10 protein-coding genes are annotated in these 16,295 nt (G+C 29.2%); 1 reads left to right on the forward strand and 9 read right to left on the reverse strand.

Features of this window, described 5'->3' with window-relative positions; translation table 11 throughout:
- Positions 1-19 precede the first annotated feature (19 nt).
- The 8 genes from pglX to CC89_RS16830 form a co-directional block, all read right to left on the reverse strand.
- On the reverse strand, positions 20-3,697 hold the full coding sequence (gene pglX / locus CC89_RS16795) for a BREX-1 system adenine-specific DNA-methyltransferase PglX (protein ID WP_035294148.1): 3,678 nt from the start codon (positions 3,695-3,697) through the stop codon (positions 20-22).
- Positions 3,698-3,746: 49 nt separating this feature from the next.
- Positions 3,747-7,394 (reverse strand): BREX system P-loop protein BrxC, encoded by a 3,648-nt coding sequence (gene brxC, locus CC89_RS16800; protein ID WP_035294149.1) that lies wholly within the window; start codon positions 7,392-7,394, stop codon positions 3,747-3,749.
- A 104-nt stretch (positions 7,395-7,498) separates the two neighbouring features.
- Positions 7,499-8,080, reverse strand: a complete 582-nt coding sequence (locus tag CC89_RS16805) for a DUF1788 domain-containing protein (protein WP_035294150.1) — start codon at positions 8,078-8,080, stop codon at positions 7,499-7,501.
- A 58-nt stretch (positions 8,081-8,138) separates the two neighbouring features.
- The gene (locus CC89_RS16810) at positions 8,139-8,735 is read right to left on the reverse strand and encodes a DUF1819 family protein (protein WP_035294151.1); all 597 of its coding nucleotides are present in this window, start codon (positions 8,733-8,735) and stop codon (positions 8,139-8,141) included.
- Between the two features lie 574 nt (positions 8,736-9,309).
- Positions 9,310-10,263, reverse strand: coding sequence for a sugar phosphate isomerase/epimerase family protein (locus tag CC89_RS16815; RefSeq protein WP_035294152.1), 954 nt, complete (start codon positions 10,261-10,263; stop codon positions 9,310-9,312).
- A 566-nt stretch (positions 10,264-10,829) separates the two neighbouring features.
- Complete coding sequence (locus CC89_RS16820) at positions 10,830-12,095, reverse strand: MFS transporter (RefSeq protein WP_035294153.1); 1,266 nt, start codon at positions 12,093-12,095, stop codon at positions 10,830-10,832.
- 168 nt (positions 12,096-12,263) lie between these two features.
- Entirely contained in the window at positions 12,264-13,619 is a 1,356-nt protein-coding gene (locus CC89_RS16825; RefSeq protein WP_035294154.1) for an alanine/glycine:cation symporter family protein, read from the reverse strand.
- 262 nt (positions 13,620-13,881) lie between these two features.
- On the reverse strand, positions 13,882-14,646 hold the full coding sequence (locus tag CC89_RS16830) for a DeoR/GlpR family DNA-binding transcription regulator (protein WP_035294155.1): 765 nt from the start codon (positions 14,644-14,646) through the stop codon (positions 13,882-13,884).
- 297 nt (positions 14,647-14,943) lie between these two features.
- On the opposite strand from CC89_RS16830, the gene CC89_RS16835 reads away from it, so the two are divergent.
- A complete protein-coding gene (locus tag CC89_RS16835; RefSeq protein ID WP_051931934.1) occupies positions 14,944-15,426 on the forward strand; it encodes a YhcN/YlaJ family sporulation lipoprotein in 483 nt (160 codons plus the stop codon).
- A 143-nt stretch (positions 15,427-15,569) separates the two neighbouring features.
- Here CC89_RS16835 and CC89_RS16840 read toward each other — a convergent pair whose 3' ends face one another.
- Positions 15,570-16,205 carry an epoxyqueuosine reductase QueH gene (locus tag CC89_RS16840; protein WP_286161384.1) on the reverse strand — a complete coding sequence of 212 codons (636 nt, stop codon included), beginning with the start codon at positions 16,203-16,205 and terminating at the stop codon, positions 15,570-15,572.
- Positions 16,206-16,295 lie beyond the last annotated feature (90 nt).

Raw genomic sequence — 16,295 nt, forward strand, 5'->3', positions numbered from 1 at the left:
ATACCCTGTATAAACTTTATTATATCTTTGCTAATAAATCCATCTTAACTTCTTTACCTTTAGAATTAATTACCTTAACTCCTTGAAATTTAGCATAATTAACTTTAACACCATCATCTAAATCAATAGATATTCTTTCATTAGCTAAATGTGCCACTACTTGATCATACTCTCTACACTCTTCTATTTGTTTTACTATTCTATCTATCTTCTTTTTAGCGTCTCTTCTATCTTTTGCAGTATACTCTTCCGAATCTACTATTAATTGCTGTCTTTGTATTTCTGCTTCATATTTTCTTTGCAATGTATGAATATAATCCGTTCTAACCCTTGCAACTGTTTGTTCATTGTATCTATGCATATAAATCAATGCTTTAAACCCATTATTCTTACCAGACTCAAACATCCAGTAAATAGGTCTCTTTTTATAAACCTTTAAATGATCTTTATAAAAATCTTTAATAAAGTATCTTCTGATTGCCTGTCTAGCAGTTTCAGATGATTTTCTCCCAATGGAATCAGCAATGAAATCTAAGTTTTCTTCTAAAGTTTCCTCACTATATACAGTTCTAACAAAATCAATAAATCTTGAAACTATATCATCCTCAAAATATTCGTCCTCTGTGATAGGAAGGACATTATCAGCATCAGGCATAAAAGTAGCATCAACCCATGAATCTGATATAACATTACCATCATCATTTTTTTCTATTTTTCTAACTTTCTTTTCTTCTAAATCCCACTTATCCTTAAACTCTCCACCAGCATAAATAAGCCCTTCTGAATCAATAGAATATCTACCTAACATGCACCCAACAGCATAAGAAATAAAGGATTTAATATCTCTTTCTCTATCCGCTTTTCTAATAGTTATGTCCTTATCCTGAACCTCTGGAGTTAATTCATATTGTAAACCGTAAATATTAATGAATATCCTATTTAATTCTTCTTCATTATGCTTTAACTGCTTAAAATTCTCTTCACATTCAGTCTCCCATATATTAAATACTGCACTTAATTTATATTTTTGTCCTTTATCTAGTAATTTTAATAATGGGTGAATTTTAAAATCCCATGAGGTTTCAAATGAATCCCAATCATTTCTAGAAATTATTATATTATTATTCACCAAACCATTAATACGATCTCGTCTTTTATTAATACAATTATATCTTATAGGTAAATTGCTTATTATACCGTTACTATAATGTAACCCACTGCAAAACATATTAACAAACGTTTGGAAAACATTTGAATTCATATATCCCATAAATAAACTCAAATCATCATTATTATTTGTAAATAATGTAGGTCCTGCAGTATCAAATATACATCCTAAATCAGTATATCTTACTGCAAAATTTCCAGTTGCAACATCACTCCAAGTACATCCTTCTTTAAAATAAAATTGTTCATTTCTTATTACTGATCCATTTTGTTTTTTTACTTTAGCACCATTTTGTTCCCAATTTATAAGAAGATCCTTATTTCCATACCAACGTCTAAAAGTACCTCCTTTATTATAGGGTATCCACCCTGTATTTTTATAATTGTTGTTTTCTGTAGAGCATTTATTTATGTCTACCTCTGACCAATATCTAAGTAACAAATCATTGTTTCCTGTTTGTAATCCTACTTTACCATTTGCATAATTAGATATATTCTCATTAGACTTAAATATATTAATTATTTCATCACTTATCCAATATGAAAATGAAGCCCCTAATAATAATTTGAAACTATTAATTTCTTTATTAAAATTATTTGTTTTTTCAAAAAATTGTTCTTCTTTTTGCATATAACTATATATATCTAATTTTTTAAACTTAGTTTTATAATGCATTTTCATTTTCATATTTCTTAACGTAAATGCTGTAGTTTGAACAACCTCACCTGAAATTTCTTCAAATGCCTTAGACCCTAAATGCAAAAGATTCGTTAAATTTTTACTCTCTATTATTTTGTTTCTAAATTTATCATAACTATTATTAAAAAGCCATGATTGTTGTGTTATCATTGCACAAAATTTTTTATTAGATGTATACTTAAAACTTCTATCTATAAATGATACTGCTAAATCTCTTTTATTTGAAATATAATTCTTATCTATAAATTTCTTTAGTTTTAAACTCATATTACTACTTCCCATATAAGGTGGATTACTTATACAAACCTCATACTTCCTACTCATTATCTCTGCCTGCTTAATTATCATAGGAAGTTTATCTAAAAGCATTTTTCTATAGTCACCAAATATAAAGTTTTTCTCTTTTTCAATTTCTTTTAATCTTTGCTTCATCATTTCAAAGTTAACTTTTTCAACTTCAAGTATAGAACCATACTCCTTGGCATCATTAAATGTTTCAACTAAATATTCAACATCTTTTCTTAATTGTTGATTTTCGCTTACAAAATACTTTATAGCTTCCTTGCCTGATTTTGTAGTTAAATTATTACTCTCTTGTATTGAACATAAATTCAACTCGAAATGCTCTCTTTCTATCTCCCTAAACAATCTTCTATTATAATGCCTAGCCTTCATTATTAAAGCAAATGATGCTAATTGTGCTGCTCTATCATCTATATCTAATCCATATAGATTATTTTGTAATATTAATCTAGGTATTTCTCTTTCGGAATACCCTGCTGTTTCATAGATTTTATATAATACATCAAAGGCATAAACTAAAATATGTCCTGATCCCATACATGGATCTAATACCTTTATATCTTCTGGTTTTAATTTACTATGTTCTTCTCTTATTTTCTTTAATTCCTCTTCTACTTCTGGCTCTTGCTCGGCTTCTTCTAGGTAGTATTTCCACTGTTTTTGAAGTTCCTCATTTGGATGCCCTTCTAACCATAGTCTACCTAGTGAATTTTCTACCATATATTTAACTATCCATTTTGGAGTAAATAATTGTGTTGCTGCTGGAATGTTTTCTTTTGTTATTTTTACATTCTTCTTTAATGCTGCAAATACTTCATCTTTCTTTTCTGATATGTAGTATTGATACATCCAACCTATTATTTCTACTTCTTCTTTCCAGTCCTCTTCCTCTATATCTTCTACCATTTTTCTTATTACAGAACCCTCCTCTAAAAGGTTGTCTGGTAGCAATAATTCCGTATAATCACTTATCTTTTCAAACATTTGAGGTATTATATTACCTAATTCGTTACACTGTCTTACTAATATATATTTATACAATTCTCTTATATCATTTTGTTTTTGTTTGGATGTTTTTTCATTTCCATTTTCATCTGTATCTGATATTAAATTATCAACTTTTTTAATGTCTAATGATAATTCTTCTATAATGTTATACACCTTTGACAATGCATCAGGTTCAGTTTTTCCATCTAACTGTGATGAAAGCACTCTTATACCTGTTGGAAGATATTCATTAACTTCCATATATCTAAGCCCCATAAATCTATTGAACCAAGTATAAGCTACTTCTTCCATTACTTGTTCAAAACCTTTTTCATTAACTTCTCTCACCAATTTATCTCTATTATCTTTAGAAAGTTTAAATATCTCATTATTACCTTCTAATTTAAATCCACCTTGAACTGCTACTGCATCTTGAATTTTATTTTCAGCAACACCTATTCTATTGGCTCGTTCACTAACTGAACTTATAAGTTTTCTTCTAGCCCATGCCGCAAAAGATTTTATTTTGTTCTTATCCATTTGTACTCCTCCATCATAACTTTATAGGGGAGTTTCCTCCCCTTAGGTTTTATACCAAACTAATTATTGTATCTTTTTCTAATTCTTCTCTTAATTTTTTTCTTAGAACTTCTATCACTTCATCTATATCTTCATTATTCTTTATGGTTTTTTGACCTTTAACTAATTCCCTCATGCTAAGGGTTTTAGTTTTAATAACTACCTCTGGTATAGGTTCTACTTTATACTCTGATGTAGGGGTTTTATTTTCACCTTTTCCCACTTTTTCTGCTACTCTACTTGCCTCTTTTATTTCTTTTGCCTTTATTCTCTTTTGAATCTCATCTTCTGTTACTATTTCCTTAATCCACTTTAACTTAATCTTTTCCGCAAGATCTGACATTGATGAAAGTACAGCAAAACTACTTGCACTTAAAGCTCTATTATAAAGATTATCAAATTCTTCAATTATTTTATCTTCAAATTTCCCCTTAAACTCATATGCATCTAAAGTTTCAAAGACCTCGTTTCTGCACTTTTCTATGAAGCCTTTTACAGGGATACTTTCCTCTTCTAATAATGAAACTATCCTATTACTATACCTTTCTATTAAAAGAGGTATTGTAGGTATCTTGACATAAGGTTTAGGCATTCTTATTATTTCTTTTATTTCTTCTACAATTCTCTCTATATCATCATTAACTATATATTCCTTATTTTCTTTAAAGTTTTCTAACTTATCTATTGCATCATCAAATATACTTCTTTGTTCTCCTTTGGATGAAAAATCTATTCTTCCATTCTCTTTCTTATAGAAGAATCCCTTTATTTCATCAATATTATCTGCATAGTCTAAAAAGTCATCTTCTAAATCATATATTTTTTTAAAAAAATCCATTGTATCTGAAATCGCTATTACCTCTGCAAATAATCTTTTTCCATCTTTTAAAATCTTTTCTCCTGGATAAGCTGCTTGAAATTTAAAGTTAATAAGCATTTCATTTATTTTTAAAAGCTCTTCCCTGCATTCATCCTTAAATATGCTCATCATTCCATCCTCATCCGTTGGTAATGATGAAAAACCAAATAAATCTTGATTTAAATCTTTAATCACTTCTATATATTTTTGATTTACTTTTTCTCTAGTTTTTAATATAACTCTTTCAACATATTCTCTCTTAGTTACATAGTTTACAACTTCTCTATTATTAGGGGTTAATACTTCACCATTTAATATAACCTTGATCTCTTGTTTTTTAAATAAAGTTACTATCATAGCTTGTATATCTATGTCTTTCCATCCATAAGGAGCATTTGAAAACTTAGTTAATATGCTCTTAACTGTAACTTGAAGGTTTCTTGAAGAACTAGTTTGTATATGATTATTAACTTCATATATAGCTAATCTATTTGGATTTGTATCGACTAATTCCATTTGATTGAATCTAGCATCTATTATGTCATAGAGCTCTTTAGCATTTTCTCTAAACTCTTTCACATAGTTTATTTTGTTATATTTAGAATCTACTAAAGCCTTTAACCCTGTATTTATTCTATCTACCCCACCTTTTTCCTTTATATCTAAAAAGCTACCATTTACATAAACCTGAGCCGTTCTTAAAGTATCTTCTATTAAAAATTTTGCTCTTCTTGCTCTATCTTCCCTTTCTCTACTTTTCTTTACCTTAATATCCTCTATAGCAGTACTAGATTTTGTTCCACCCTTAACCCTTAGATAAGCATCTATCTTTAATACATTTTCTATTTCTTCTAAATAGTTAACATTATTTGATATGTTTATAATCACATTATTTTCTCTAGCGGATAATAATTTCAATTCACTTTCACTTGAAATACCTACTAAATCAAAGTTTGCAGTTATTATTTTAACTCCTATTTCGCTGATTTGAGGTCCTCTTGTTCTGTCATCTACAATTTTATTAAATGTAAATTGATATTTTCTTGAATATGAAAATTTAGTGTCTCCATATATATCATCAAAAATTATTTCTCCAACCTTTTGAGTTACTTCTCCATTATCAACTGGCATATTCTTGATTTCTTTATTTACATCTTGTTCATCATTGGTTAGAAATACATATTCATCACCATTTTTTTGTACTAACGTTTCTCTTATTAATCTATTTAAAGACTCCTGAACTTTTTTCTTTATTTCTAACTTATCTGCATTTATTTCGTTTACTAGTAATGTAGAAATATTCTCTATATTCGCCTTTACTTCCTTTACATATTTAACTAAAAATAATAATTTTAAAACTTCCACATCAAATTTATTTAAATGTTCATTTTTTTCTGCATGAATAATAACTGTTCTTACAGATGAATCTAAAAAGGTTTCAATAGTTTTATAAAATGCTGAAAATGGTATAAATATATCAGTATCCTCATTCATATACTCTATAGCCACTTGTTGATATGCTCCAAGTAAACTTCTTTCTCCCTTAGATAAACTCTTTCCAGATGCTCCATGCTCTCTAACACCATTAAATGCTGCTTGAAGTAAATTAAATTGATAAGGTATAAATGGGTAAACCTCTGCAAACTCATCTCCATTTTTATATAATTTCATTTCAGCAGTATCCGATGTAAATGTTAAGAGATTCTTTATTATAGATTCCTTTTGCTCATATAATGCTTTTAGGTGACTTGTAGCACCAGCATTTTTCCTAAGTATACGTTTCTTAATTACTTCATCAACATTTGCAGAAGATAAAGACAATCTAGTATTAAACCTACCTTGTATTTTGGAAAAGTCATTTCCCTTAACTTTTGTAAATTCATCTAATCCTTCTTGTGATGTAACTATAACCCAGCACTTACCACCACACTTAGTTCCTAAATCCTCTACAACAGTTTGAAGATTTAGCATAAGTTGTGTATTATCTCCTATGTATTGACCTATCTCATCTACTAAGAATACAACATGATGATTTTTCCCTTTTGATTCACTATATTCTTTAACTCTAGAGGCAAATTTATCTATACTTAATGAATAGTTTTCTTCACATTTATTGTACCAATTCCTCGCTGCCTCTTCACTCATCTTGGTGGTTTTTGACAATGCCTCTACAATTGAATCTTCTTCATAGTAAAAATCTTCTCTTGCTTCTACCCATGAATTACCTGCTATTTCTTCAAAGGTTTCTTTAAAGTTTCCATAAACTTCATCTTTAACCAATTGCCTTTCTAAATCTGCTATCCATGGCATAGAACCGCATAGACCTTGCATTTCATTAAACACCTTATTAAATACATTAACTATAGCATCCTTATTAGCTTTAGAATTTGAATCCGATTTTGAATCTATATTAAAAAGGATAACATCGGCTAATACATCACCTGCTTGTTTCATATTGTCTAAAACAAAATTATCTAAATCTTTATCATCAAAGTAATTTATAGCCTTTTTTCCTTCAATTTCTCTGTTTTCTAAAAGATAAGAAAGTATCTTTAAAAAGTGAGATTTACCACTACCAAAGAAACCAGAAATCCAAACTCCATTTTTATCTGTATTTCCTACAATACTTGTTTTGTAAGCTTTAAAAAACCTATCAATATGTTTTCTTAATTCACCTGTTACCACATACTCTTCTAACTCTTGCTTAATATTTTCATCATCTGCCTGACCTACTTTTATAACACCTTTTATATCTCTATCAATTTTCTTATAAAACATTTCTTTCAGCTTAAATTCCATTTGATTTTCCCCCCAACACTTTTAATATTTATCCCATGACTAATCACCGATAAAACTCTTATTTTTATAATTATTGGTTAAACTTCGTTAAATTACAAAGTTAGTTATACCCTATCCACAAGTGGAAATGCTCTATAATAATTATCATCTTTTAAACTGTTAAACAACATAAGTGTTCCACCATCATAGTTTCCTGGAAAAAACATTACTAAAGGCTGCTTTTCCACAATTCTATGTAGGTTATTTAAAATAGTATGCGACCTTATTATGGGCCATGACTTTCCTACGCCCGTTAAGAATACTATATCAGTATCCTCCAGCCGTTCTGTTATATACTTAACTACTAAATCATTTTCTAAAGTTAATCTTAAAGTTTTCTTAGTTGCATTTAGTACATATTGACTACCCTTTTTCTCTTCCATTTGAAAATTTTTTTTAAGATATCCCTTTAATTCTAAAATCTCTAATATAATTTCATAAAGATCAAATTCTATTATATTTAATCCATATGTACTCTTAATTTTTTCTTTTATAAATTTCACTTTATCCCTAACTAAAAGTTCATATTCGGGCTCATAGTCAAAAACATAGAATCCAATTTCATTACCAAGCCCTTTATTTTTTCTAAAGTTAGGCTCTGTTATCCTAGGTATTATCTCATCAATTCTTTGATATATATCTTTCATTTATACCCTCCCATATTCTAAAAAACACACAACAATTATAATGTGTTACGCCTTCTTGCTACTCCCTATCTCCTATTATAGCGTTTATATACATTTTATCTCCTATTTTATATAAATGTTCTTTAACTTCTCTATCCAAAATAGGAATCTTTATCTTTCTATCACCCTTTTGATTTTCAATAAGTCCACACTCAAAAATAATTCTTACATAAACCTGTTTTAACTTTTTCAATGTGTACTCCGTCCACGAAGCCACTTTTTCACTTTGCTCTTTCTTACTTTGAAAAAATAAATTAAAATCTTTGTCTCTTAATAATAAATCTCTTAATAATATTTTTTCCTTATAAACTTCATTCATAAACTCAAAAAATAATCTATCTGTTTTAATAATTGAATACAAAACAAGAATTTTTGATGTCTCTATATTTCCTTCTGATATTTTATTTATTATAAAATTATCTAAATCTTTAAGTCTTGTCACTATAATTGATGCAACTTCCTTCTTTCTAGCTTCACTTTCAAGCTGGAAAATATTATCTTTTACCGATTTATTTTTTATTTCATCTATTGATATCCCTGTATTTATAAGGACTGCAGCCTTTTTAGTTTCTTTGTATAAATATGGTCTAGACTTAATAGTAGATTTATATTCCATAACAAAATTCACCTCCGTGGTCCAGTTTTACAGTAATAATTGTAACATATTACAAAGTAAATATACATGATTAAAAATCACTCATTATCATTTACCGATTCTAAATTATAAATTTACAATTTTCCCTATATATTAATCATTTTTCATTATTCATTACTCACTGTTCATTGATCATTGTTCATCGAGCATTGATTATTGATCATTCCCCTAATCCTCTCCGTATTCCCCCTAGCCCTTTTCATCCTTATACTCCATGCATCATTGTAAACAGTGTTACATATTTCAATGATTCTATCTACTGTTATTTTTTCATATTTATCTTCCAGATCCTTTAACTTTTTAAAGTCTTTCTAATAGTATTTGATAAACAACAACTTAAAATTGCTATCCTCTTTACATATGGATGACACTGCTTTGTTTTGGCATTTCTATAGGATCATATATTAAGAAAAGACCATAAGAAAAGTAATATCATTACTTTCTTATGGCCTTATTATTATCTATAATATTTATCTCTTATAGCTAACATGTATTTCTATTTACAATATTTATCCCTTAAATCTAACCTGCATTATTATCTACAATATTTATCCCTCAAAGCTAACATGTATTTTGCTGACTTTCTTACTTCTTTATCTTGGTATTTGATCATGGCTTCTAAATGCTCTTCTGGTGGATAATAGTATTGACTTGGTTTTATGTCTGCTGGTGCTGGTGGGTTTTCAACTTTAAATGCACCTTTTCCCAATTCAAAAACTCCACCAGCTCCTTTTTCCTTTTTGAAGGTAGCAGTGTATGGGTGACACATTTCTATATTTATTCTTTGTAGTGTAGTGTCTTCCACTAATATTTTAAAGCATTCATCTGTGTCTATGTTTCCATCACCTATAGCAATGCCGCAAACTCTAAAATCTTCCTCATCCTCTTTTACAATTACATGATCCTTAAAGTGAGTAGTAAAAGTATATGGTGCCAGCTTTTTAACTGTATCTATTGGTTCTTCCCACACCATCATTCCATTTCCTATATCACAGGTAATACCAACCCATGGGCTATTTATTGTCTTTATTAATTCTATCATTTCCTCTGCAGTTTCGTATTCATGATTTTCTATAGCAAGTTTAATTCTGTATTTTTTAAGCAGTGGAAGTACTTCTTCTATGTCCTTAGGAGCCATTGTCATTTCTTCTTCTAAATTTCCACCGCAGCTTACATAGGTTCTTATTATATCCGCTCCTAGTATATGTGCTGCTTCTATAATTTTCTTAAACTTTTTAGGTTCTGTTCCTCTAGCATCTATTTCAACGTATAATCCATATTTTTCTATTTCTTTTCTAACTTTTAATAGATGCTCAGGATCATCTGAACCCAATGTTCCCCATTCTGGGTCTAAATTTTTATCCTTTATTATATTTATTTGTACTCCATCTAACCCTAGTTCTGCAGTTCTTCTTATGAAATCAAATATATCCATACGACCATTTTGAAAATGTAAATGATAACTTTCTGTCTCTAAACCAATTTTCATTTTTTTCCTCCTAACAATGCAAATATTAAATTATCAATGTATATGTAAATTTCACAACAATTTTTAATTATACTTTTAAAAACTTAATTGAAATTTTTTCAAATTAATCACTGATTATTATACACTGATAGTTTATTAAAATTTAGAGCCACTAAATTTTATTTTGTAAAACTTAGTGGCACTTAGATATGTAAATTAATTATTTTAAAATAAAGATTTTTATATAAATGATTAAACCACAATAAGGTATAATGTGATGAAATTATGAAATTTCTCCTCCATGACTTGCATAAGAGCTCGGAACAATAAATTTAATTTAAGAAATTCTAATCTTTTAGCCATATAAAATTATCTAACGCTCACATTCAGCGTCCTGCCTCAGGTTCGCTAGCCTGGCGTCCTTGCCAGGCTTACGATAATTTTATCTGTCTAAAAGAAGAATTTCTAAAATTAAATTTAAACAGTTCCTTCGCTTCTTATGCAAGTCATTCCAGAGAAATTTCATAATTCAGGTAATGTAATGCTTTTTGTGGGATAATCATATAAATAATTTTAAGTTAATTATTTTATGCTGCTGCATTTTTCTTCTTTATCATTTTAAGTAATATGCTAGTTATTACAAATCCTAAAAGTGAGAAACCTATCATAGTCATGAATACATGTCTGTATCCTTGTATTCCAGGTGCTCTGTCTAACATGCTTCCATAGATTGTATATGCGAACATAGATGGTGAATATCCAAGTACACAAGCTATGGACATAGCTGCTCCACTTATTTCTCTTGGAACTTTTATTTCTTCTACTGGAGCAAAGAATACAGCTCTCATGGAGAATATTATAGCTCCAAATCCAAGTGTTAAGGCCATTCCTACATATATGTTCATATTTTGGTGAGGAAGCATTATAAATCCGCCCATTGCTATTGCTGACACTAATAGTGCACCTCTTAAATATTTAGTTGCAGATTTAACCTTCTTGTCCACTAAGAATCCGCCTACAGGACCTCCAACCATTTTTAATCCATATTGATTTATGATGCCGTAAGCTCCTACTAAAGTTACAGGCATTGCATATATATCTTTTAAGAATGGTATAAAGTAAGTTAAACCACAGTATACTGAATAAATTGAGAATATTGATAATGATACTACCCATATTTCTGGTGTTTTTATTGCTTTTGCAACACCTTGTAATGCAACTTTATTCTTACTTATTTTATTTCCATCTTCGTCTACATCTTTTATCACGTCATCTTCAAGCATAAAGTATGAAATAACTCCAATTACTATTGGCACTGCTGAATAGAATATGATTGAGCCTCTAAGTGCTGCTGCACCTTTTCCTAATAATGCAAATATTCCAAGAGCTGAAAATGCTACTATAGTATCAACTACACCTCTACCAGCTTCTAAGAATCCAAACATTCTTCCTTGCTCATCTTCATTTCCTAGTAATCTTACAGCCTTCAATAGAACTGGCCAGTAAATTACTTCTGCAAATAATGAGAATAGTCCCCAAATAATTAATATTCCAAAGTAACCTGGGAATGTTGATAAATATAAACCTACAAGTCCAACTCCTATTAAGGAAAGAGGTATTAGCTTTTTCTTAGAAAATCTATCTGCTATATAGATTGAAGCAAAATTACCAAAAGTCTGAACCATTCCATAAACAGACATAGCCATACCTATTTGAGTATGTGTTAAATGTAAATACTGCTGCATTGGAACATAAAATGCATCTTTTAAAGATGATAATTTAAATATTGTTCCTCCACCTAAAATTAATACAATAAGTTTAATCCATTTCATTTTATTATCTTTTTTGCTCAATGGAAAACCCTCCCCTAAATAATTTGAAAACGTATAAATCGTTTTTTAAATTTTTTTGAATTTCACTGTTTCGGGAACAACTTAAGTATATAACACTTTTTGTGGAATTACAAGCATTTATTTTGATTTTTATTATTTTATTGTGGTTTCTTGTGTATTTCTATTTTTTTAATCTAAATAACCATTTTTAGGATCAAAAAATTCTTTAGTAAGTTTAAACACCTTAGGACTTAGGTATAACATAGCTATTAAGTTAGGTATAATCAGCAATCCTAAAATACAATCCTGTATGTACCAAACCAATGGAAGTCTACTTATACACCCCAAGAATGTAAAGCATACAAATATGTATTTAAAAAATGCCGCTTTCTTAGCTCCAACTAAATAAGTTAAACCTATAGTTCCAAAATACCACTCTGCCGGTATTGTGGAATATGCAAACAATATCATGCTTATACCCACTATGTATTGAAATGTTGGATGAACTTGCCCAAAAGCTATACTAGTTAATACAGATGCAGGCTTTCCTGTACTAATAACTCCAGTGCTTAAAATAGCTACGGCTGTTATAGTACAAATGAATATAGTATCTATGGTTACCTCTGTAACACCGTAAAGCGCTTGTCTTACTGGATGATCTGTTATAGCTGAGGCATGTAGTACTGGCGCAGTGCCTTCTCCTGCTTCATTAGAATAAAGACCCCTTGCTACTCCAAATCTCATAGCTTCTCTAATAGAATATCCCACAGCACCTGCTACTCCAGCTTTTAAATTAAAGGCACTTTCAAATATACTTGCAAATACTAAAGGCACGTTTCTAAAATTAACAACTATAACTATGATTCCGCATAATATATACAAACTAGACATAAATGGTACTAGCTTTTCTGCAAAAGCACCAAGTCTTTTTACACCACCAATTATAACAAGCCCAACAGCTGCAACAAGAATTATAGATGTTATTAAGGGTGAAATTCCTGTAAGATTTTGAACTATTCCTGCCACTGCATTAGATTGTATTAAATTACCTCCACAGTTTTGTAAAATAAGCAAAAATGCATATATAGATGCCAGCCATGGAAGTTTTAAGCCTTTAGAAATATAGTACATAGGTCCACCTACATAAGTTCCATCATCTGCTTTCACCCTATAGGCAATGCCAATAACAATCTCTCCAAACTTTGTAGCCATACCTAAAAGCGCAGCCATCCACATCCAAAATATAGCTCCTGGCCCCCCACTTACTAATGCAGTGGCAACTCCAACTATATTACCATTGCCCACGCAGCTAGCTAATGCTGTACATAGAGCTTGAAAGGGTGTAAGAGTTCCTTCTCCTTTAGCATTATTTTTCTTTAAAAAGGGTTTGATAAGGGTTTCATTGAATATATACGGCATCTTTCTAAACTGAATAAATTTAGTCATTACCGTATAATAAAGTCCAACCCCTATTAAAGTTACAATAAGCCAATTACCCCATATTAAATCGGCAAAATTTTTAAAAAATTCTTCTAATAACTTCATCTAATACCACCTTCCCAACTATAGTAATAGTATGTTTTTTAATATACATAAATATAAATCGTGTAATGTTTTTGTTTTTGTTGTGTTTGTATCTGTTTTATTTTACTTATCACCTAGATTTTATCATAATACCACAAAAATTCATATACTATTTTACAATTTGTAAACACAAAATAAAAACCATATTAAATAGCTTATCCTTGTTGGATATTTCTATTAACATGGTTTAATATTACAAATTACAGTTACATAAGAACTTTCTTTACTTATTTACAACTTCTATCCCTCTGTTTAAATATTTTTGAAGTACATTTTCTTTTAAATTGCTATCAGTAACTATCACATTTACTTCTTCTAGATCACATATTTTTAATAAAGAAACAGAGTCAAACTTACTGCTATCTGCCAATATAATTATATTTTGAGATATATCAATAAATTTCTTTTGAATCTGAAGGTGATCAAATATATAATCTGTAATTCCTTCTTTTAATGAAACTCCGCTGGCACTTATAAATGCTGTGTCTATATTAAAATGACTTATATAATTTTCAGTTATATCTCCTACTAATGAAAATTCATCGCTTTTAAGTATTCCTCCTGTAAGTATAACTGTATAGTTATCCATGTACATAAGTTCATTAGCTATAGCTAATGAATTAGTTAATATAGTTAACTTTTGAAATTTAGTTTTTAAACCCTTTGCTATTTCTAAATTTGTAGTGCTAGCATCCATAGCTATAGATTGCCCCTCCACTATAAACCTAGTGGCTATTTCAGCAATTTGCTTTTTTTCTTCTAAAAATTCTTTCTCTCTTTTTTCAAACTTTAACTGCACTTCTCCCTTTTTGTTTAATACAGCTCCTCCATATACCCTTTTTAATTGACCTTCTTTTTCAAGATATTCTAAATCCCTTCTTACAGTTTCAATAGAAACGTCAAAAAGTTTTGTAAGCCTTGAAACTTTAACCGTTCCCTCCCTATTTAGTATATCTAAAATTTCATCATATCTCTCTTGAGCCAACATTATCATTTCCCCCTAATACCATTCTATATTTTTCTATATAAAATTATATATCATATAATTATTACTTTCAACAACATTACATAAAAATCCACAGTAATAACCTCTATGAAATTTAACCACCATGCTCAAATTCTGATTCATCTAGTTTATCCAAACTTCATCTAGACAATTTAAGGTGACTTCCTGCAATATGTAAAAATTCAATTTAACATTAACTAATCTTTAATAACAATTCACAAGTTTTATTACATATTATCCATATATTTAGGAAATATTATCTATATGGAGGTGTTTTTTATGAAAAAAAATTATTCATTAGCAACATTTTTAATAACAGCACTTATGTGCATATCTTTAACCGCTTGCGCAACTGCTAAAAAACCTGCAGAAGAGAAAAAAGACAATGCAAATATAAATGTTCAAGAAGAAAAAACTGTCACAGAAAATAAAACATTGGATACTAGAGCTACAAAAATAGCAGATGCAGTAAATAAGGTAGAGGGAGTAAATAGTTCCTATGTGGCTATTTCTAATAGGAACGCTTTAGTAGGAGTAGATATTAACAAGGACTACGAGGGCAAAATAACAGATGATCTTAGAAAAAAAGTAGAAGACGCTGTTAAAAATACAGATAAAGAAATAGACACAGTAGCTTTAACTGCTGATGCCGACCTAACTGAAAGAATTAAAAACTTAGGTTCAGACATAAGAGCTGGAAAACCACTTTCAGGATTAGGAACAGAAATAAAGGAAATTCTGAACAGAATAATTCCAAGATAAAATTACTTAGTTTTACCCAAACTACAAGCAGTTAAAATCCCATAAAAACCTTAGATTTTAACTGCTTCTCAATTCTTCATTCTTAGTTCTTAGCTATTATCTCTTTCTTAATTCTTAACTCTTAGCTATTTCTTATTTCTTCACTACCTTTTCGAATACACGCACCCACAGTAATCCTGTCTGTAAAGGCCATACTCATTAGAAAGTTCAATGGATCTTTTATATCCATTTTTCTTTTTGAAGTCTGAATATAGATATCTTACTCTATATTTTTCTTCTAGTTCTCTACCTATACTATTTAATTTTTCAGCATTTTTATAAGGACTTATAGAAAGGGTAGTAGTAAAATAATCAAATCCCCTTTCCTTAGCTAACTTAGCTGTTTCCTCTAACCTCATTCTGTAGCAATTAAAACATCTTTCTCCCCCTTCTTCTAAATCTTCCATTCCTTTAGCCATATTGAAAAATTTATCTATGTCATACTTTCCCTTTAAAAATTCAACTTTATTTTCACATTTAAATTCATTTATAAAATCTTTTTGCTCTTGAACCCTCCTTATATATTCTTCCTCTGGATGAATATTAGGATTATAATAAAATATAGTTATTTCAAAATACTTTGAAAGATATTCTATAACATAACTGCTACAGGGAGCACAACAGCTATGTATCAATAACTTTGGCAATTTATTTTCTTTAGTAATATTTTTAATCTCTTCCTCTAATATTTTTTGATAATTTACTTTTATTTTTTGTGGATTATTCTTCTCCATATTCATTTATTTTAACTTCCTTTCCTATATATCTAGTGCATCGCTTAAAATTTATGTGTGAAAGTTCAGTAAAACAATAACAGTCTTTATTTATTA

It is taken from the genome of Clostridium sp. KNHs214, assembly GCF_000744935.1.
GTDB lineage: Bacteria > Bacillota > Clostridia > Clostridiales > Clostridiaceae > Haloimpatiens.